At 74.6% G+C, this 22212-nt stretch carries 3 protein-coding genes; all 3 read left to right on the forward strand.

Annotated elements, in window-relative coordinates:
- Positions 1-57: 57 nt before the first annotated feature.
- The 3 genes from ACIBBH_RS17350 (at position 58) to ACIBBH_RS17360 (ending at position 22205) form a co-directional block, all read left to right on the forward strand.
- A complete protein-coding gene (locus ACIBBH_RS17350; protein ID WP_399405368.1) occupies positions 58-1191 on the forward strand; it encodes an OzmP in 1134 nt (377 codons plus the stop codon).
- Positions 1192-1216: 25 nt separating this feature from the next.
- A complete protein-coding gene (locus ACIBBH_RS17355; RefSeq protein ID WP_399405370.1) occupies positions 1217-3871 on the forward strand; it encodes a type I polyketide synthase in 2655 nt (884 codons plus the stop codon).
- A 64-nt stretch (positions 3872-3935) separates the two neighbouring features.
- Positions 3936-22205: an amino acid adenylation domain-containing protein gene (locus ACIBBH_RS17360; protein ID WP_399405372.1), complete on the forward strand. Its 18270-nt coding sequence runs from the start codon at positions 3936-3938 to the stop codon at positions 22203-22205.
- Positions 22206-22212 lie beyond the last annotated feature (7 nt).

Raw genomic sequence — 22212 nt, forward strand, 5'->3', positions numbered from 1 at the left:
CACGACATCGCCGCACCCACCGCACATTCCGATCAGTCCGTTCGCCCAGGGGGTTCCGTGTCCAGCTGCCAGGTCTGCTCGCTCAAGGCCGACCATCCCGGAGTGGTGCTCGATGACCAGGGGGTGTGCAACCTGTGCAACCTGGACTTCGCCGAGGACCTGCTCGTCAACTACCGCTACACCAGTGAGGTGTTCGCCGAGTTCCAGCAGGCACCGCCCGGTGCCGGCGAGTACGACTGCCTGTTCATGTACAGCGGCGGCAAGGACAGCACCTACATGCTGGACAAGTTCGTCAACGAGTACGGCAAGCGGGTGCTGGCCTTCACCTTCGACGTGCCCTTCGAGAGCGTGCACGCCGCCCAGAACATCGCACTCGCCCGGGAGAGGATCCCCGCGACGTTCGTCCTGGACGCCGACGACGACAACATCAAGCTGATGATGCGGGAGGTGTTCAACCGCCCCGCGCCGAAGAAGCCCGGCACATACCTCGACGAGAAGCTGCCCTGCGTCTCCTGCCGCACCTTCTTCGTGCTGCGCGCGATCCTCATGGCCCACCGGCAGAAGATCCCCTACATCGCGCTGTGCGCCGACCCGCAGCAGATCCTCACCATGGAGTCCAACGTCCGGGAGATCGTGCGCGGTTTCTACAAGACCTTCGGTGAGCGGCTCACCGACACCCTCTTCGGCGGGCAGCTGGAGGAACTCCTCTTCGACGACGACGAGAACCTGCCGAAGATCGTCTTCCCGTTCATCGCCATGCGGCACGAGTACGACCCCGACCGGATCGTCGAGGAATTGCGCGCCAAGGGCCTCTACCAGTCCTCGCCGCTGGAGACCCACTGCACGCTCTTCCCGCTGCTGAACTACTACTCGTTCAAGAACTACGACTGCATGTTCTACAAGCTCAACGCGGCCAGCCACGTGCGGTCCGTCAAGCGCAACGCCTCCTACGACCGCAACACCTTCAGCATCAAGTTCCCCCGCTCCCTCGACCTCGCCGACGTCGAGGAGCGGCTCGGCAGGGTCGTCAAGGAGATCGCCGCGGGGGAGGGGGACCGCGAGGAGCACGAGCGCGCACTCGTCGACCTCTTCCAGCGCATGGACGCCTCCGAGGACGCCGCCCGCTTCGTCGCCCGGAGCTTCCTCGACATGCGGACCGTCGCCGCCGACCTCGGCATCCGGCTGAGCTGAGACAACGAGCAGGAGAACCAGCACCATGACGCTTTCCGACTCCGACGTCGCCATCATCGGCATGTCCTGCCGCTTCCCCGGCGCCGACTCCGTCGACCGCTTCTGGGACGTCCTCAGCGAGGGCCGCGAGACCCTGACCCGGTACACCGACGAGGAACTCCTCGCCGCCGGCGTCCCCGCCGCCCGGCTGGCCGACCCGCGCTACGTGAAGGCCGCCCAGACCATCCCCGGCACCGACCTGTTCGACGCCGAGCTGTTCCAGTTCACCAAGGACGAGGCCGAGATCCTCGACCCCCAGCACCGGATCTTCCTGGAGTGCGCCCTGGAAGCCCTGGAGCGGGCGGGCTACGACCCCGAGCGCACCGACGCCCACATCGGCGTCTACGCCGGCGCCGGCATGAACACCTACCTCCTGAACAACCTGGGTGAGCGTTACCGGGCCGCGTCCTCCGTGGACCACTACCGGCTGATGCTCGCCAACGACAAGGACTTCCTCGCCACCCGGGTCTCCTACAAGCTCAACCTCACCGGACCCGGCGTCAGCATCAACACCGCCTGCTCCACCTCGCTGGTCGCCGTGCACACCGCCTGCCTCGCCCTGCTCGGCGGCGAGTGCGACATGGCCCTCGTCGGCGCCGTACACCTCAACCCGCCGCGCCGGGGCTACCAGTACCAGGAGGGCATGATCTTCTCGCCCGACGGGCACTGCCGCGCCTTCGACGCCGAGGCCCGCGGCACCGTCATCGGCAGCGGCGCCGGAGCGGTCGTCCTCAAGCGGCTCAAGGACGCCCTCGCCGACGGCGACTGGATCCACGCCGTCATCAAGGGCAGCGCCGTCAACAACGACGGCTCCGCCAAGACCGGTTACACCGCGCCCAGCGTCGCCGGGCAGGCCGCCGTCATCGCCGACGCCCAGGACGTCGCCGACGTCGACCCGGACACCATCGGTTACGTCGAGGCGCACGGCACCGGCACCCCGCTCGGCGACCCCGTCGAGGTCGCCGCGCTCACCCAGGCCTTCCAGGACGGCACCGACCGCACCGGGTACTGCGCGCTGGGCTCCGTGAAGACCAACATCGGGCACCTGGACACGGCCGCCGGCATGGCGGGCCTGATCAAGACCGCGCTGATGCTGGAGCACCGCACCCTGGTGCCCAGCCTGCACTTCACCGAGCCCAACCCCGACATCGACTTCGCCGCCGGCCCGTTCTTCGTCAACACCGAGAAGACCGAGTGGAAGAGCGAGAACGGCCCGCGGCGCGCGGGCGTCAGTTCCTTCGGCATCGGCGGGACGAACGCCCACGTGATCCTCCAGGAGGGGCCGGCCCGCACCGAAACCCCGCACGAGCGCCGACCGGAGCTGCTGGTCCTCTCCGCCCGCTCCGCCGACGCCCTCGACCAGGCCTCCGCCGCCCTGGCCCGCCACCTGCGGGCCCACCCCGGCCTCGATCCGGCCGCCGTCGCCCAGACCCTCGGGCTCGGCCGCCGCGCCCACAGCCACCGGCTGGCCCTGGTTGCCACCAGCACCCGCTCCGCGGCCATGGCGCTCGCCCTCGGCGACGAGGAGCGCATCCGCCGGGGCGCGACGGACCGCGAACCCAGCGCCCCCGTCCTCGTCCTGACCGGCAGCGGCGCCGATCCGGCCGGCACCGCCGAGCTGTACGCCTCGGTGCCCGCCTACCGGGACGCCGCCGACGCCTGCGCCGCCGCCCTCGGGCGCGCCGGACAGGCCGAGGCCCTGCTCGCCGAGGACGGCGCGGTCGCCGCGTGCGCCCATGAGTACGCACTCGCCACCGCCCTCACCGCCTGGGGCCTCGAACCGGCCGGCCTCGCCGCGTCCGGTACCGGCCTCGCCACGGCCGCCGCCCTTGCCGAGGCCCTCCCGCTCGCCGACGCCCTCGCCCTGGCCCGGGGCACCGCGCCCGTCCGTGTCGCACCGCCCCGGCTGCCCGTGGTGTCGCCGCACACCGGCCACTGGACGACCGAGGACGAGGCCCGCGACCCGGCCCTGTGGACCGGCACGGCCGACCAAACGGCTTCCCTGGACGCCCTGCTCGACGGCACCGGCCGGCACCCGGTCCGCCTCACCCCGCCGGACGGCGAACCCGCCGGCCTCACCCACCTGCTCACCCTCGCCGCCGACCAGTGGGTGCTCGGCGCCGGCCTCGACTTCGCGGCCGTCCACGCCGAACGGGACATCCGCCGGGTGCCGCTGCCCACCCACCGCTTCGACCGGCGCCGGTACTGGGTGGAGCCCGGCGACCACACCAGCCGGACCGAGCCGGCACCCGCCCGGGACCGGCTGATCGCCCGCTTCGACCCGGACGACCCGCAGCACAACACCCAGCTGATCCGGGAGCACCTCACCGAGGCGATCGGCAAGGTCCTCGGCGGCCGGCACCTCGCCGCGCCCGACACCAACCTCTTCGACCTGGGCCTGGACTCCCTGGTCCTCATCGAGGTCGTCGCCCGGCTCGGCGAGGAACTGGACTTCGAGGTCCCGGCCACGTCCTTCGTCGAGTTCCCCACCATCCGGTCCTTCGTGGACAACCTCGCCGAACTGATGGGCCTCGCCCCGGCGCCCGGCACGGCCCCGGACGGCGGCGGGAGCACCGCCACGGCCCTGCGCGTCTCCCGGCGGGCGCAACGCGCGGCCGCCCGCCACACCGGCCCGGCCTGACCCCTCCCGGCGGCGACGCCACGGCCCGCAGCGGCCGACCGAAGACCTGTGAGAGAGAGCAACTGTGGACGACAAGCGAAAGCTGCTGCTGAGCCTGCTGGCCCGGGCCTCCGCCCCGGCCCCGGCGAGCGACGGCGTGGCGATCGTGGGCGTCGCCGGCCGCTACCCGCTGGCCGAGACGCCCGGTGAGCTGTGGGACAACCTGGCCGCGGGCCGCCACTGCATCCGCGAGGTGCCCGCCGACCGCTGGGACGCCGACGTCCACTACGACCCGTCGGGCGTGCACGGCAGCTACAGCAAATGGGCCGGATTCATCGACGACGTCGACAAGTTCGACCCGCTCTTCTTCCAGATATCGCCGGCCGACGCCGAGGCGATGGACCCGCAGGAGCGGCTGTTCCTGCAGACCGCCGCCGCCGTCCTCGACGACGCCGGCCATCCGGCCGCCGAGCTGGCCGCGCGCGGCCCGGTCGGCGTCTTCGCCGGCGTCATGAACAACAACTACGAGTGGATGAGCGGCGAGGCCACCGCCCTCGGCGTCCGCACCGACGCGCACTCCAACCACTGGTCCATCGCCAACCGGGTCTCCTACACCTTCGACTTCACCGGCCCCAGCCTCGCCGTCGACACCGCCTGCTCGGCCTCCCTCACCGCGATCCACCTGGCCTGCGAGAGCATCAGGTCGGGGGAGTGCCACACCGCCATCGCCGGCGGCGTCAACCTGATCCTGCACCCCATGCACCTGCGGATGCTGTCCGACCGCGGGATGATCTCGCACGGCGACCGGCTCAGGAGCTTCGGCGCGGACGCCGACGGGTTCGTCGACGGCGAGGGCGTCGGCGCCGTCCTGCTGCGGCCCCTGAAGGACGCCGTCGCCGACGGTGACCGCATCCTCGGCGTGATCCGGGGCTCCGCCATCAACGCGGGCGGCAAGACCGGCGGCTACACCGTGCCCAGCGCCGCCGCGCAGGCCGAGGTGATCCGCACCGCCCTGGACCGCGCCGGGACCGACCCGGCCACCATCGGCTACGTCGAGGCGCACGGCACCGGCACCCCGCTCGGCGACCCCATCGAGATCGCCGGACTCGTCGAGGCCTTCGGCGGGCGCATCGACCCGTCCCGGCGGGCGCAGCGGCCGACCGTCGCCGTCGGCTCGGTGAAGTCCAACATCGGCCACCTGGAGTCCGCGGCCGGTGTCGCGGGCCTGACCAAGGTGCTGTTCCAGCTGCGCCACCGCGCCCTGGTGCCGTCGCTGAACTCCGCCCGGCGCAACCCCGGCATCGACTTCACCACCACGCCCTTCGAGGTCCAGCAGACCCTCCGGCCCTGGGCACCCCCCGGCGGCGGGACCGGCGCACCGCTGCGCGCGGTCGTCAGCTCCTTCGGCGGGGGCGGCGCCAACGCCTGCCTGGTCGTGGAGGAGTACCCCGGCCCGGCACCGGCCGAGCCCGAAGTCCCGGACACCGGCCAGCTCCTCGTCCTGTCCGCCAAGACCGAGGACCGGCTGCGCGCCTACGCCGCCGATCTCGCCGCGTTTCTGCGTGGCACCCCGGGTTCGCAACCGGCGAGTGCCGCCCGGGAGCGGCTGGGCGACGCCCAGCGGCTCTGCCTGCGCCTGGCCGCCGAAACCGCCGGCGTGGCACCCGAGTTCCTCGACCTCGGTACCGACCTCGCCGACTGCGGCTTCGGCGTCCCCGAACGCGCCCGCTTCGAGGCGTCGCTGGCGGCGGAGGTCGAGCGTGCGCTGCCCGCGGCGGTGGGTACGGCGCGGACGCTGGGCGCGGTCGCGGAGGCGGTCGCCGGGCTCGGGAGTGCTGGCGGGCCGTCGGCCGGGAACGGCTCGCCGGGCACGGACGCGGGTGCGTCAGCCGACCTTCACGGCGTCACCCGCCTGGCCGCAGGCACCCCCCGCCTCGTCGACATCGCCCACACCCTCCAGTCCGGCCGTACCGCCCACGAGTTCCGGCTCGCGATGGCCGTCGGCTCGCCGGACGAGGCCGTTGCGCTGCTGGAGACGTACGCCGCCGGGGCCGCCGACGCCCGGATCGTCACCGGCCGGGCCACCCGGGCACGGGTCGTCCTCACCGGCGCCGGGGCCGAGGCCCTGGAGACGGCCCTGACCCGCCGGGACCTGGCGGCGGTGGCCGGACACTGGGTGGCGGGCGCCGACATCGACTGGTCCCGCGTCACGCACGCCACGGCCCGCAGGACCGAACTGCCGACGTACCCCTTCGCCCGCAAGCGCTACTGGATCCCCGAGCCGCCGGTCCGCACGTCTCCCGCCGCCGTGCCGGCCCGTTCCCACGACGGCCCCGCCGATCCCATCCGGTCCCAGGACGGCCCCACCGGGCTGTCCCGGTCGCACGGCGAGTCCGGTGGGCCCTCCCGGTCGCACGGCGGGCCCGCCGAGCCGCCCCGGTCCCACGACGAGCCCACCGGGCCGGCTCCGTCCGGCGGCGGGTCCGCCGGGGAACTCCCGGACTTCTACCGCCCCCTGTGGGTACGCGAGGACAGCCCCGCCCCCGCCCCCGCCGCCCACCCCGGCCGTGTCGTCGCCCTGGTGACCGAGGACTCCGCCTGGCTCGCCGAAGCCGTCTTGGGCCGTCTCCCCGACAGCCGGGTGGAGCTGGTCCGCATCGACGAACTCCCGGTGTCCGCCTGGCTGGAGAAGACGAACGGCGCCGACCTGGTGCTGCACCTCGGCGGCGTGGGCACCTCCATCGCCGAGGGGACGGGTGCCGACCGGGCGGCCGCACACCTGCGCACCGGCTCCCTCTCCCTGTTCCACCTGGTCCGCACCACCAACGCCACCCGCGTCGTCGTCGTCACCAGCGACGTCCACCCGGTCGCCGGCAGCACCGCCACGAACCCCTTCGCCGCGGGGATGCACGGCCTGCTCCAGGTGGTGGCCAAGGAACGCCCCGAACTCCGCGTCGCCGCACTGGACTTCGCCACCGCGGACCTCACCGGCGAGCACGCGGCCACCGCCCTGGCCGACGCGGTCCTCGCGCTGCCCGCCGACAGCACCGGCCGCACCGTCGCCCTGCGCGGCGGGGCCCGCTACGTCCGCCGCCTCGGCCGGGTCGGCCTGCCCGCGCCCGGCCCGGTCTTCCGGGACGGCGGCGTCTACCTGCTCGTCGGCGGCACCGGCGGGATCGCCCAGGAACTCAGCCGCCACCTCGCCGAACGCCACCGGGCCCGGCTGGTGTGGTTCAGCCGCGGTGAACCGGGCGCAGACCAGCGCGCCGCCGCCGAGGAGATCCGGGCTCTCGGCGGAGACGTCGCCCACGTCCGCGGCGACGCCTGCGCCACCGCCGACCTCGCCGCGGCCGTCGCCGAGGCGCATCGCCGCTTCGGCGCCCTGCACGGCGTCGTGCACGCCGCGATGGTGTTCGACAACCATGCCCTCGCCGACCTCGACGAGGAGACCTTCACCGCCGCCACCCGGGTCAAGACCGAGGGTGCCGCCGCGCTTGCCGCCGCCGTCGACGGCCAGGACCTCGACTTCCTGGTCTACTTCTCCTCCGCCGGCTCCTTCGGCAGCTTCGCCGGGAACGGCGCCTACATCTGCGCCTCCGCCACCGAGGACGCCTACGCCGTGTTCCTGCGCGACCGGCTGCCGTACCCCGTGACCGTCGTGAACCAGGGCTACTGGGGCATGGTCGGCTCCGGCGCACAGCCCGGCCTCGCCGACATCTTCGCCGGGCTCGGCATCCAGGGCTTCAGCCCCGCCGCGGGCATCGCCGCCGTCCACCGCATCCTGGGCAGCGGGCTGCCGCAGGTCATGCCGATCCGCGCCGGCCGCCGGGCCCTGGAGGCCATGGGCCACGACCCGGCCCTGGACGGCGAAGTCCTCACCGGCGGCCACCCGGCCGCGCTGGCCGCCGCGGCCGCGGACCTCGCCACCACCCCCACCGACCCGGCCGCCCGCCGCGTGCTCGCCGGCTACGAGGAACTGGAGGCCGTCTCCGCGCCCATGCTGCTCGGCGCCTACCAGCGCATGGGAGCCTTCCGGCGCTCCGGCGAACGGCACGGCGCCGAGGAGCTGCGAACCCGGCTCGGCATCCTCGACCGTTTCCGCCGGCTGCACGAGGCGCTGCTCAACATCCTGACCGGCGCCGGATTCCTGACGCGCGACGGCGACCTGGTCACCAGCACCCCGGCGGTCGACGGCGTCGACGCGGACGAGCACGCGGGCCGCAGGCAGGCCGAGTTCGACCGGATCGCGGCCGCCTACCCGGACATCGAACCGACGGTCACCCTCAACCGCCTGTTCCTCGAGGCGTACCCGCGCATCCTGCGCGGCGAGGTGGGCGCCACCGAGATCATGTTCCCCGGCTCCTCGATGAAGCTGGTGCAGAACTTCTACAAGGGCAACCCGCTCACCGACCACTTCAACCTCCTGGTCCGCGACACCGTCCGCCACTTCCTGCAGCTGCGCCTCCCCCAGCTGCCCGGGGACCGCACGGTCGAGGTCGTGGAGCTGGGCGCCGGCACCGGCGCCACCAGCGAACGGGTGCTCCCCGCGCTCGCCGCGCACCCGGGACGCGTCGGCTACACCTTCACCGACATCTCGCCGCGCTTCCTGGAACACGGCCGCGAACGCTTCGCCGCACGCTACGACTTCGCCCGCTTCCAGGTCCTCAACCTCGAACGCGGCCTGACGGAGCAGGGGTTCACACCCGCGTGCGCCGACCTCGTCGTCGCCACCAACGTCGTCCACGCCACCAGCGACCTGCGGGCCACCCTGCGCAAGGCCAAGGCGCTGCTGCGGCCCGGCGGCTGGCTCGTCCTCAACGAACTGACCTCGGTCCGGCCGCTGCTCACCATCGGCGGCGGTGTCCTGGAGGGCTGGTGGGCCTTCGAGGACGGCCATCTGCGCATGCCCGACTCCCCGCTCGCCTCCCCGGCGGGCTGGACCAGGCTCCTGCACGAGGAGGGGTACGCCCCCGTCCACACGCTCGGCGCCGGCGACCCGGCACTGGGCCAGACCGTCCTGGTCGCGGAGAGCGACGGCGTCCTGCTGAGCACGCCCCGGCCGGCGAGCGGCCCGGCGGCCGCCTCCCCCTCTCCCGGGACCACCCCCACCCACTCCCTCGCCGAGCGCCTGCGCGACCTCGTCGAGGGAGTGCTCAAGCTGGAGGAGCGCATCGACCCCGACCGGCCGCTGGCCGACTACGGCTTCGACTCCCTCAGCGGCATGAAGATCGTCGCCGCCGTGGACGAGGCGTTCGGCGTCACCGTGCCGCTCGGCGACTTCTTCGAGCAGCCGACCCTGCGCGAACTGGCCGCCCATCTGGCCACCAACTGGCTCGCCGGAACGGCGAACGGGGCCGCGCCGACCCCCACCCCCGCAGCGGCCGCCCCGGCGGCGCAGCCGACGGCACCCACCCCGGTCCACACCCTTGCCGTTCCCCCGGCCGGCGCCCCCGCCGTGTCCCCGGCCGCCGAGGCGGCGGCCCGCGTCCTGCGCCCGCGCACCGACGGGGAAGAGGACCGCCACCCCCTGTCGGAGGGCCAGCGCGCCCTGTGGGTGATCGAGCAGATCGCACCCGGAACCTACGCCTACAACCTGCCCCTCGCCCTCTGGCTCGACCGCGACCTGGACGTCCTCGCCCTGCGGGCCGCCCTGCAGGACGTGGTCGACCGGCACGCCGAACTGCGGGCGACCGTGCGCACCGGCCCGGAGGGGCCGTACGCCCGGATCGCCACCGAGCCCGAACTGCCCTTCCAGCAGGTGTTCCTGACCGCCCGCGGCGACGCCGAGCTGCGCGACCGCATGCGCGCCGATCTGCGCCGCCCGTTCGACCTGGCCGCCGGGCCCCTCGTCCGGGCCAGCCTCTACACCCTCGGCGACGGCCGCAACGCGCTGCTGCTGACCTTCCACCACCTGGTCTTCGACGGCGTCTCCATCGCCCTGCTCCTGAAGGAACTGGAGCACGGCTACCGCACGCTCCTCGCCGGCCGCACGCTCCCCGACAAACGCCCCGCCCGCGACTACGCCGCCTTCACCGCCTGGCAGCGCGACCTGCTCGCCGGTGACGAGGGCCGGCGGCTGCGCACGTACTGGACCGAGCGGCTGCGCGGGCGCCGGACCACTGTGCCGCTGCCGCTCGACCGGCCCCGCCCGGCCGTGCCCGGCTTCCGCGGGGCCAGCCTGGACGGGTTCATCCCGGCCGCGGTCACCGACCGGGCCCGTGCGCTCGCCCGCACCGAGCAGACCTCGCTCTTCGGCGTCGTCCTCGCCGCCTGGTTCACGCTGCTGCGCCGCTACGGCGACCAGACCGACGTCGCCGTGGGCACCCCGACGGCGGGACGCCCGGCGAGCGGCTGGGACGACACGCTCGGCTACTTCATGAACATGGTGGTACTCGCCGAACGCGTCGAGGCCGCCGACGAGTTCCGCGGGTTGGTCCGCCGCGTCCACCGCACCGTGCTCGACGCCCTGGACCACAGCGCGTATCCGCTGCTCACCCTGGCCGACGACCTGCGCCGCGAGAACCCCGAGGCCGGTACCCCCTTCAACGTCGCCTTCTACTTCCAGAACTGGGCCCGCGACACCCGCACCGGCGCGCCCGGCGACAGCCTGGTCCTCGGCCCGGTCGAAGGAGTGCACCAGGAGGGCGAGTTCGACCTGACCCTGGAGGTCGTCGAGCAGGCGGAGGGCTGCCGCTACACCCTCAAGTACGACCCCGGCCTCTTCGACGAGGACACCGTCGCCCGCATCGGCGCCCACTTCACCACCCTCCTCACCGCCGCCGTCGAACAGCCCGGCACCCCGGTGGCCGACCTGGAGCTGCTCACCGAGGAAGAGCGGGCCCGGCTCGCCCCGCCCGCCCCCGCCGACTACCCGGCCGACTCCCTCGTCTGGGAGCTGGTACGGCGGCAGGCCGAGGCCCGGCCCGACGCGGTCGCGGTCCGCCACGCGGGCACCGAACTGACGTACCGCACACTCGTGGAGCGCGTGGACGCCCTCGCCGCCCGGCTCACCGCCGCGGGCGCCGGCCGCGGACGCACCGTCGGCGTGCTGCTCCCGCGCGACGCGGACCTGCCGGTCGCGCTCCTCGCCGTCCAGGCCGCCGGCGCCGCCTACGTGCCGCTCGACCCCGCCTACCCCGCCGACCGCCTCGCCTACATGGCCGAGGACGCCGGGCTGCACCTGCTGCTCACCCACTCCGGCGTCGGCGTCACCGTGGGCACCGTGCCCCGGCTGGTCGCCGACACCGCCGAACAGCCGCCGCTCCTGCCCTCGCCCGGCCCGGCCGGCCCGTCCGACGCCGCCTACGTCATCTACACCTCCGGCTCCACCGGCCGCCCCAAGGGCGTCCGGGTGCCGCACCGCGCGCTGACCAACTTCCTGTGGTCCATGGCCCGCGAGCCCGGCTTCGGCCCCGGCGACACCCTGCTGGCCCTCACCACCGTCTGCTTCGACATCTCCGGTCTGGAGCTGTACCTGCCGCTGGTCACCGGTGGCACGGCGGAGGTGCTGGCCGCCGAGGACGCGCGCGACGGGCTGCGGCTGCGCGAGGCCGTCGAACGGGTCCGGCCCACCGTCGTGCAGGCCACCCCGGCCACCTGGAGCATGCTGCTGGCGGCCGGCTGGCAGGGCGACCCGGGGCTGAAGGTGCTGTGCGGCGGCGAGGCTCTGTCCGCCGACCTGGCCGAGGCGCTCCTCGCGGGCAACGGCGAGGTGTGGAACCTCTACGGCCCGACCGAGACCACCATCTGGTCGGCCGCCGCACGCCTCACCCCCGGCGCCCGGGTCACACTCGGCGCCCCGGTCGCCAACACCGCCCTGTACGTCCTCGACAGCGCCCGCAGGCCCGTCCCCACCGCCGTCCCCGGCGAGCTGTACATCGGCGGCGACGGCGTGGCCGACGGCTACCTCGGCCGCCCCGACCTGACCGCCGAGCGCTTCCTGCCCGACCCGTTCGCGGGGCGCGCCGAGGCCCGCATGTACCGCACCGGCGACCTCGTACGGCGGCTCGCCGACGGCACCATCGAGTACCTGGGCCGGATCGACTCCCAGGTCAAGGTGCGCGGCTACCGGGTCGAACTGGAGGAGATCGAGGCGACGCTGCGCCGGCTCGACGGCGTCCGCGAGGCGGTCGTCGTGGCCCGGGGACAGGCCGCCGGCTCGCACACCCTGCTCGCCGCCTACGTCCTCGACGACGGCGCCGCCGAGCCGGCCCGCGAGCAGCTGGCGGCCTGGCTGCCGGACCACATGGTGCCCGACGCCCTGGTCAGGATGACCGGGTTCCCGCGCACCCTGAACGAGAAGATCGACCGCACCACGCTGGCCGCGCTGCCCCTGCCGGAGCTGCGTGCCCGATTCGGTGCCGGAACGCGGGCCGAGGCCCGCACCGCCCCGGCACGCGACACCGGCGGCCGCACGCAGGCCCTCGTCGCCGACCTGGCCCGCAAGGTCGCCGCCCTGGTCGACCTGCGCCCCGAGGACATCGGTGCGCGCACGCCGCTCGGCGAGGTCGGCATGAACTCGGTGAGCTTCACCGCCCTCAGCGCGGAGCTGCGCAAGGCGTACGGCATCACCGAGTACCCGACCCTCTTCTACCGCCACGGCACCCTGCACGCGCTGGCCGAGCACCTGTGGGAGCATCACGCGCCCGCGCTGTCGGCCCGCTTCGGGAAACTCTCCCGGACAGCCGTCGTCACCGAGGAGGCCGGCGACGAGGACACCGCAGCGGCCACCGAAGAGGCCACCGAAGAGGCCACTGAAGAAGCCACTGAAGAAGCCGCCACCGCCCCTGCCCGCCCCGGGTCCGGACGCGCACCGGCCCCCGCCCGCCGCGAGATCGCCGTCATCGGCATGGCCGGACGCCTGCCCGGCTCCACGGATCTCAAGGAGTTCTGGGACCACCTCGCCGCCGGTGACGACCTGGTCGGTGAGATCCCCGCCGACCGCTGGGACTGGCGCGACCACCCGCGCTCCCGCTCCCGCTGGGGCGGGTTCGCCCCGGACGTGGACCGGTTCGACGCCGCGTTCTTCGGCATCTCGCCCCGCGAGGCCGAACTGATGGACCCGCAGCAGCGGTTGCTGCTCGAAACCGTCTGGCAGGCCGTCGAGGACGCCGGGTACCGCCCCTCCGAGCTGGCCGGGAAACGGGTCGGGGTGTTCATCGCCGTGACCAACTCCGACTACCACGAGGTGCAGCGGGCCGCCGGACGTGCCACCGAGGGCCACACCCTCACCGGCGCCGCCCTGTCGATCGTCCCGAACCGGGTGTCGTACCTGCTCGACCTGCGCGGTCCCAGCATCGCCGTGGACACCGCCTGCTCCGGCTCCCTCACCGCCGTGCACCAGGCCTGCGCCGCGCTGCGCGAGGGCACCTGCGACCTGGCCGTCGCGGGCGGTGTCAGCCTCATCCTGGCGCCCGGCGTCTACGAGGCGCTCAGCCAGGGCGAGATGCTCAGCCCCGACGGCCGCTGCAAGGCCTTCGACAGCCGGGCCGACGGGTACGTGCGCGGCGAGGGCGCGGGCGTCGTCCTGCTCAAGCCGAACGAGCGGGCCGTACGCGACGGCGACGCCGTCCACGCCGTGATCAAGGGTGCCGCCCTCAACCACGGCGGCCGCACCACCTCCCTCACGGCGCCCAACCCCGACGCCCAGGCCGACCTGCTGGTCGAGGCCTACCAGGCCGCCGGCGTGTCCCCGGACACCGTCGGCTACATCGAGGCGCACGGCACGGGCACCGCCCTCGGCGACCCGATCGAGACCACCGGCCTGAGCACCGCCTTCCGGCGGCTGCGCGCACAGGACGGGTCACAGTCCCCGTCCGCTCCGTGCGCCATCGGCTCGGTCAAGACGAACATCGGCCACCTGGAGGCCGCCGCCGGCATCGCCGGACTCTTCAAGGTGATCCTCGCCATGCGGCACGGCACCATCCCGGCCAGCCTGCACTTCCGCGAACAGAACTCCTACCTGGAACTCGACGGCGGCCCCTTCGAGGTCGCCGCCACCGCCCGGCCCTGGCCGCGCCCACGTGACGCCGAAGGAACCGAGCTGCCGCGCCGCGGCGGCGTCAGCTCCTTCGGCTTCGGCGGGGCCAACGCGCACATCGTGCTGGAGGAACCCCACATGCCGGACACCCGCGACGAGCCCGCGACCGAGCAGCTCTTCGTGCTCTCGGCCCGCGACGGCCAGGCGCTCAGGCGCTCCGCCGAACGGCTCGCCGACCACCTCCGGCGCCAGGACGTCCCGGCCGTCGACCTCGCCCACACCCTCCAGATCGGCCGGGAGCCCATGCCGCACCGGCTCGCCGTCGTCGCCGACGGGACCGCTGCCCTGCGCGCGGAGCTGACCGCCTACCTGGCCGGGCGCCCGTCCGCCGTCCGCACGGGCGAGGTGACGGCTGCCCCGGCGGGCTCCGCCCTCCCGCCGGACGAACGCGACCCGCACGCCGTGGCCGCCGCCTGGCTGCGCGGCACCGACGTCGACTGGCGGACGCTGCACGGAGGCGCCGCCCGGCGCCGCGTCCACCTGCCCGCCTACCCCTTCGCGGGCCCCCGGCACTGGGTCGCCCCGGGAGAGCGCCCCGCCGCACCCGGCCCTCGCCTGCACCCCACCCTCCTGGACGCCAACGTCTCCGTCCTCGGCGAGCAACGGTTCGCCAAGACGCTGACGGGCGAGGAGTTCTTCCTGCGCGACCACGTCGTCGGCGGCGACCTGGTGCTGCCCGGGGTCGCCTACCTGGAGATGGGCCGCCTGGCGGGTGAACTCGCCGCCGGGGGAACGCCGGTGCGCGGCGTCGACGACCTGGTGTGGGCCGCGCCGGTCCGGCTCCCCGCCGGCGGCCCCGGACGTGCGCTGCTGGTCCGCGTCACCGGTGACCGCTCCGGCGCCGCCTTCGAGGTGCGCGGCACCGCGGAGGACGCCCCGGTGCACGCCAGCGGCACCCTGCGGTTCGACGACCCCGGCTCCCGGCCCGCCTCCGTCGCCCTCACGGACGTACGCGCCCGGTGCACCCGCATCCAGCAGGGGGACGCCTGCTACGAGGGCTTCGTCCGGCTCGGCTTCGCCTACGGTCCCGCCTTCCGGGTCATCGAGGAGATCGCCGAGGGCCCGGGGGAGGCGCTGGCGACGCTGCGCCTGCCCGAGCCGCTGCGCGCGGACGCGGGTGCGTACGTCTTCCATCCCTCGCTGCTCGACGCCGCCCTGCAGACCGCCGGCCGGCTCGTTCCCGGCGCCAAGGATCTTTCGGGCCCGGCACCGTACCTGCCGTTCTCCCTCGGCTCGGTCCGGCTCCACGCCCCCCTGCCCGAGCGCGTCTACGCGCACGCCACCCCGGCCCGACGCCCCGCCCCGGCGGGCTCGCTCACCTTCGACGTCACTCTGCTCGACGAGAACGGGCAGGTGGCCGTCACGCTGGATTCCTTCACGCTGCGGGCCGTGCCCGCCGAGGACGCCGCACGAGCCACGGCCGCCGTCCCTGCCGCGTCCACGGCCGACGCCGTGCACGCCTTCGAGCCCGTCTGGGAGCCCCTGCCCGCACCGCAGGGCCGACTCGGCGCCGCCGCACAGGTCCTGCTGCTGGACCCCGGCTCCGCGGACGCCTCCGAGGTGACAGCCGCCCTCACGGCAGCGGGCGCCGACGTCCGCCGCATCCCGCTCGCAACCAACGGCTTCGACGCCGACGCCGCCGTACGCGCGGCCCGAACCGGACCCGTCCACGTCGTCCACGTGGCCGACGGCACCGGCAGCATCCAGGGCTCCCTGGAGCACGGCTTCCACGCGGCCCTGGCCTTCCTGCAGGCCTGGCAGCGCGAGCGCCGTGACGCGCTGCGCTACCTGTACGTCCATCCCGAGCCCGCCCCGTCACCCGCGCACCCGGCGATGGCCGCCTTCGCCCGCACGGTGCGCCTGGAGCATCCGTCGGTCGCCCTCGGCGTCCTCGCGGTCGCCGCGGGACACCCGGCCGCCGAGGCCGTCGTCGCCGAACTCGGCGACGACGGCGGCCCCGAGGTGCGTGCGGGCGCGGAGGGCCGGGCCCGCCGCGGCTGGCGCGAGGTGACCCTCCCGGCCGTCACGGGCACCGCGTTCGCCGGCACCGGCGCGCACATCGTCACCGGGGGCACCGGCGCCCTGGGGCTCCTCGTCGCCGAGCACATCACCGCCGCGCGGCGGGCCGCCGGCGTCACCGGCGGAGGTATCGTGCTCGCCGCGCGTACCGCCCCCGGTCCCGAGGCCCGGGCCCGCGCCGACGCCCTCGGCGCGCGGGTGATGCTCGCCGACGTCACCGACCCGGCCGCCGTACGGGACCTGGTGGCCGAGGCCCGCCGGGCCCACGGCTCGGTCAGTGGTGTCGTGCATACGGCCGGTGTCCTCAGGGACGGGCTCCTGCGCACCAAGCAGCGTGCGGCCGCGGACACCGTGCTCGCCGCCAAGGTGCACGGCACCGTGCTGCTCGACGAGGCGACGGCCGCCGAACCGCTGGACTACTTCGTCGCGTTCTCCTCGGCCGCCGCGGCCTTCGGCAACGCCGGCCAGAGCGACTACGCCTTCGCCAACGCCTTCCTCGACCATTTCGCCGAGGAGCGCGAACGGCGCCGCCGCGCGGGCACCCGGCACGGCCGCACCCTCGCGGCCGCCTGGCCCGTCTGGGCCGACGGCGGAATGCGCATCGACTCCGATGCCGAGGCCTTCATGGACCGGACGCTCGGCATGCGCCCGGTGCGCACCGCCCCGGCCCTCGACGCTCTGGACCGCGCCCTGGCCCACACCGCGCCGCGCCTGCTCCTCACCGCCGGCGACCCCGGCCGCGTCCTCGGGGCCCTGGCCGGCGCCGGACCGCGCAAGGACACGTCCGCCACCGCCGCGCCGGGAGCGCACGAGCGTGCCGAGGCACTGGTCCTGCGGCTGCTCGCCGAGGAGCTGAAACTCCCCGAGGCGGAGATCGCCGTCACCGAGCCCTTCGACCGGTACGGCGTGGACTCGCTCATCACCATGAGCCTCCTGCGCCGCTTGGAGGAACACGTCGGCCCGCTGTCGAAGACCCTGCTCTTCGAGCACGTGACCGTGCGCGACCTCGCCGGCCATCTGGCGGGGGCCCACCCCGGCGCCTTCCCGGCCAACGCCGCCCCGGCGGCGTCAGCTCTTCCGCCGGTTCCCGAACCGGCCCCGGCGGTGCCGGCCGCGGCTCCCGCACCGCCCACCGAGCAGGGCGCGGACATCGCCGTCATCGGCGTGGCGGGCCGCTATCCGCAGGCCGACGACGTCACCGAGTTCTGGCGCAACCTGCGCGCCGGCCGGGACAGCATCGAGGAGATCCCCGCCGACCGCTGGGACCACGGCCTGTTCTACGACCCGGACAGGTCCGCCACCGGCAAGACCTACGGCAAGTGGGGCGGCTTCGTCCGCGGCGCCGACCGTTTCGACCCGCTGTTCTTCCGCATGTCGCAGATCGAGGCCGAGCACACCGACCCGCAGGAGCGGGTGTTCCTGGAGACCGTCTGGCATCTGCTGGAGGACGCCGGATACACCCGCGAGCAGCTGCGCGGCGCCCGCACCGGCGTGTTCGTCGGCATGATGTACGGCCACTACCAGCTGTACGGCACCCAGGAGGCCCTGCGCGGCGAGGGCTTCGCGACCTCCTCGTCGTACGCCTCGGTGGCCAACCGGGTGTCGTACTTCTTCGACTTCAGCGGCCCCAGCGTCGCCCTGGACACCATGTGCTCCTCGTCGCTGGTCACCATCCACCAGGCCTGCCTCGCGATCCGCAACGGCGACTGCGACGTCGCCGTGGCCGGCGGGGTCAACATCTCCAGCCATCCGGTGAAGTTCCTGCAGCTCGCCCAGCGCGGCTTCCTCGCCGAGGACGGGCGCTGCCGCAGCTTCGGCGAGGGCGGCACCGGGTACGTGCCGGCCGAGGGCTCCGGCGCCGTCCTGCTCAAGCGCCTCGACGCCGCCCTCGCCGACGGCGACCGGATCCTCGCCGTCGTCAAGGCGTCCGCCGTCAACCACGGCGGGGCGGGTGCCGGTTACAGCGTGCCCAACCCCAAGGCCCAGGGTGATCTGGTGCGTTCGGCACTGCAGCGGGCCGGGCTCGCGCCCGCCGACCTCGACTACCTGGAGGCGCACGGCACCGGCACCGCGCTCGGCGACCCGGTGGAGGTCACCGGCATGCTCCGGGCCTTCGGCGACGAGCCGCCCGAGCGGCTGCCCATCGGCTCGGTGAAGTCCAACATCGGGCACGCCGAGTCGGCCGCCGGCATCGCGGCGATCACGAAGGTCCTGCTCCAGATGCGCCACGGCGAGCTGGTGACCTCCTTGCACGCGGACCGCCTCAACCCGAACATCGACTTCACGGCGACCCCGTTCGAGGTCCAGCGCGAGCGGGCACCCTGGCCCCGCCGCGTCCTGGCCGACGGCACGGTACGGCCGAGGACGGCGGGCGTCAGCTCCTTCGGAGCGGGCGGCACGAACGCTCACATCATCCTGCAGGAGTACGTCGGTGACGGCGCCGGTGCCGCAGCCGCCCCGGCCGGCCCGCAGCTGGCGGTCCTCTCCGCCCGGGACGCCGGCCGGCTGACCGCGCAGGCCCGGCGACTCGCCGGACATCTCAGCGCCGAAGGGGCGACCGCGACACCGGCACAGATCGCCTGGACCCTGCAGACGGGCCGCGAGGCGATGGCCCACCGGCTCGCCGTGCTCTTCCACGACCTGCCGGAACTGATCGCCCGCCTCGACGAGTTCGCCGCGGGCGGCACTCCGGCCGGCAGCTGGACCGGGGTGGTCGACCCGCGCCGGCCCGCCGCCGCCGAGCAGCTCCCCGCCGACCCCGGCGCGTACGCCGCGGCCTGGACCCGCGGACAGCAGGTCGACTGGCCGGGCCTGCACCCCGGCGGCCGGCCCGGCCGGGTGCCGCTGCCCGGCTACCCCTTCGACGGGGACCGCGTCTGGCTCGCGGCCGCCGACGCCGAACTCGCCGCGCTCGGTGGCGGACACGACGCATCCGCCACCGGCCGGAACACCCTCGGAACCGGCCCGTACCCCGAGGAGCTGCTGCTGACCCGGCAGTGGATCCCCGCACCGGCCGCGCCCCGTACGGGGCCGCCCGCGCGCACCGCCGTACTCGCCGCACCCGGCACCGAGGAGCTGGCCGCCCGGCTCGCGACCGCCCTGCCCGCCGCCGAGGTGCTCACCGCCGACCGGATCACCGCCGAAGTCACCGACGCCGGCACCCGCTGGGACCGCTTCGACGCCGTCGTCGACCTCGCGGGCTGCACCGGCCCCGGGATGCCGCCCTCGCACTCCGCACTGCCCTCATGGCTGCGCTGGCTCCAGCACCTGGTCGACCACGGCCGCCGCGACCTGCGGGCGCTCCTCGTCTCGCGCGGCGCGCCCGCCCTCGGCGGGGCGGCCCGGGTGGGCCTGTACCGGATGCTGCAGAGCGAGTACCGTCACGTCCGCTCCCGCCACGTGGTGACCGATGCCGCCACGACCGACGACCAGCTGTGCCGCTGGATCGCCGAGGAGCTGTCCGCCGAGGGCGAGCCCGCGGAGGTCGCCTACCGCGGCGGAGCACGCCACCTGGCGACGCTCGCCCGGGCCCCGGAGACACCGGGCACCGAGCTGCGCTTCCCGCCGGACCACGTGCTGTGGGTGACCGGCGGAACACGCGGCCTCGGGCTGCTCACCGCACGCCACTTCGTCACCCGGCACGGCGTCCGCAAGCTGGTCCTCACCGGCCGCGAGGAGCTGCCGCCGCGCGCCGAGTGGGCCGCACACATCGCGCAGGACGGTCCGCTGGGCCGCAAGCTGCGCCCCCTGGCGGAGCTCGCCGGTCAGGGCGTCGAACTCGAAGTCACCGCCGTGCCGTTGGAGGAGAAGGAGGCGCTGGCCAAGGTCATCGCCGACGTCAGGCTGCGGCTCGGCCCGGTCGGTGGGGTGATCCACAGCGCGGGCTTCACCGACTTCGAGAACCCGGCTTTCGTTCGCAAGCCGCAGACCGGCGTCGCCCGCGTCCTGTCACCCAAGGTCTTCGGCCTGGACGCCCTGCTGGAGTGCTTCCGCGACGAGCCGCCCGGCCTGTTCGTGCTGTACTCGTCGGTCGCCGCCGCCGTACCCGCCCTCGCCGTCGGCCAGAGCGACTACGCCATGGCCAACGCCTACCTCGACGCGGTGGCCGAGGCGCGCCCCTACGGCCTGCCTCTGGTCAGCGTGCAGTGGCCGAGCTGGAAGGACACCGGCATGGGGGAGGCCCGCAGCGCCGCCTACCGGGCTTCCGGCCTTGCCTCGCTCACCGACGAACAAGGCCTGGCTCTGCTCGACCGCGCACTGGCGAGCGGCAACCGGGTCGTCATGCCCGTGCTGCCGCGCCCCGACGGCGAGTTCAGCGCGGCGAGGCTGACGGCACGGCGCCTGGACACCCCGCCCGCGGCGCCCGCCGCACCGGCCGGCACGGCACCACCCGTGGCCGGAGCGGGCGCGGACGTCCACGGCGCCGTCGAGGCGGTCACCGACTGGCTGCTCGACCAGCTCGCGGGCGAACTGCGGTTCGACCGCACGAAGCTGACCGGCGACGTCCCGGTCCAGGACTACGGCATGGATTCGATCATGGTCTCGCAGCTCGTCCAGACCGTCGCCAAGCGGCTCGACGTCTCCGTCGACCCCTCCGCCCTGCTGGAACACCCGACGATCGACGCCTTCGCGGCCTACCTCGCCGAGGAGCACCGCACCGAACTGCTCACACAGTTCGGCGGCACGGCGACCGACGCCCCGGCACCCGCGGCCGGCGCGCAACCCGCGCCCGTGACCCCCGGACAGGCCAGGTCCGCAGCCCCGGCCCGGCCGGAACCCGTGATCCCGGTACAGCCCGGCCCCGCGGGCCCGGGACAGCCGGAATCCGCCGCCCCCGCGCCCGTCTGGGCCTTCGACGCCCCCGTCGTCACCGGTCAGGAGCAAGGCGTCACCCCGGCCGTACCCGGACCCCGGGCCACCGACATCGCCGTGGTCGGCATCTCCTGCCGCTTCCCCGACGCCGACTCCGCCGACGCCTACTGGGAGCTGCTGCGGAACGGCCGTACGGCACTGCGCGCGATCCCGGACTCCCGTTTCGGCCGCCCCCTCGGCTACCACGCCGGACTGCTGCCGGAGGTGCTGCGGTTCGCCCCGGAGCGGTTCCTGTTGTCCGAGGCGGACGTCGCCGCGATGGACCCGCAGGCGCTGCTGCTGCTGGAGGAGGTCGACCGGGCCGTGCACCACGCCGGTCACCGCCCGGCGGACCTCAAGGGCCGCAGGATCGGCGTGTACGTCGGCGGCCGGGCCACCCACACCCCCGACCCGGTGGCGCTGGAACAGGCCAGGAACCCGGTCGTGGTGACCGGCCAGAACTACCTCGCGGCCAACATCTCCCAGTTCTTCGACTTCCAGGGTCCGAGCCTGGTGGTCGACACCGCCTGCTCCTCCGCCCTGGTGGCGATGGACATGGCTGTACAGGCACTGCGCACGGAAACCGTCGAGTCGGCCGTGGTCGCCGGCGTGAGCCTGCTGGCGGACGACCGCGCCCACCGGGTGTTCGGGCAGCGCGGGCTGCTCAACCCCGGCCCGGAGTTCCACGCGTTCGATGGCAGGGCGGCCGGTCTCGTGCTCGGCGAGGGCGTCGGCGTCGTCGTCCTGAAGCCGCTGGCCCGGGCCCAGGCGGACGGCGACCGCGTGCTCGCGGTGCTGGAGGGCATCGCGATCAACAACGACGGCCGCACCGCCGGTCCCGCCACGCCCAACCTGCGGGCGCAGAAGGACGTGATGGCCGAGGCGCTGAGGCTCAGCGGCCGGGCGCCGCACGACATCGGGTGGGTGGAGACGAACGCCTCCGGCTCGACCGTCACCGACCTGCTCGAACTGAAGGCGATCGAGGGCGTGTACGGCGCGGCGCCGGCCCGCTCGACGCGGCTCGCGCTCGGATCGGTGAAGCCGAACATCGGTCACCCGCTGGCCGCGGAGGGCATCGCCGCGTTCATCAAGGTCGTCCTGATGCTCCACCACCGGCAGCAGGTGCCGTTCCGTTCCGGGCAGCAGCCGCTGCCCCACTTCGACCTGGACGCGTCCTCCATGTACTTCCCGCGTCAGGCCCTGCCCTGGCCGGCGACCGCCGACCGGGCCGCGCTCAACTGCTTCGCCGACGGCGGCACCAACGCGCACCTGCTGCTCGCCCCCGCCCCGGCGGACCACCGCCCCGGCCGGACGCCGCTGCCGCAGCCCCCGCTCGACCGCACGGTCGTCATCCGGGGCGCCGCCGCCCTCGCGGCGTCCGACGCGGCGCCCGGCACCCCCGCCGAGCCTGCGGCGGCCGGCCTTTTCTGGGACACCTACCGATGACCGCGAC

The organism is Streptomyces sp. NPDC051636 (genome assembly GCF_044453765.1).
Lineage (GTDB): Bacteria > Actinomycetota > Actinomycetes > Streptomycetales > Streptomycetaceae > Streptomyces.

Excerpts from the sequence above, each read along its gene's own strand:
- ACIBBH_RS17355 (WP_399405370.1), top strand. The coding sequence starts at position 1,217 with ATGACGCTTTCCGACTCCGACGTCGCCATCATCGGCATGTCCTGCCGC.